Annotated in this window: 1 protein-coding gene; it reads right to left on the minus strand. The window is 46.9% G+C overall.

What is annotated here, in order from left to right:
* A partial coding sequence (locus R7Q11_RS29165; RefSeq protein ID WP_225467343.1) for a TolC family protein occupies window positions 1-524 on the minus strand: 524 nt, incomplete at both ends.

A 524-nucleotide genomic window follows, 5' to 3' on the forward strand; every position in this document is an offset into this window, starting at 1 on the left:
TGCCAACACTTCATCCGCTAGTACTGCATCGTACTGAGCTTGTGCGTCGTGAACGTCAGTAATTGCCGACAAACCAACTTCAAAGCGTTGTTTTGTTTGTTCTAGTTGGCGACCAACGGCTGCTTTTTCTGCACGAACAAATACTAGGTTGTCTTGAGCGCGCAATACTTCGAAGTACGCTTGAGAGACACGAAGGATCAAACCTTGTTGGGTTGCTGCGTAAGTAGCGTCTGCTTGACGAGCGCTTTTCTCTGCTGTGTCTAGAGAAATCCAAGATGCACGGTTATAAAGTGTTTGAGAAAAGCTAACACCAGCGGTTAAGGCGTCTTGATCGTTTGATGATTTGCCTAAAGCGCTATCGTCGTAGTCGGTGTCGCCACGAGTTAGGTTGTAACCCGCAGTTAGGTTGATTTGCGGTAATAGAGCACTACGGCTAGAGGTGATTGCTTCAAAAGCTCGGTCACGCTGTGCTGCTACACTGAGCAATTGTGGATCATTTTGCTTTGCTAAGTCGTAGATTTCAG

Source organism: Vibrio sp. 970, assembly GCF_033339075.1.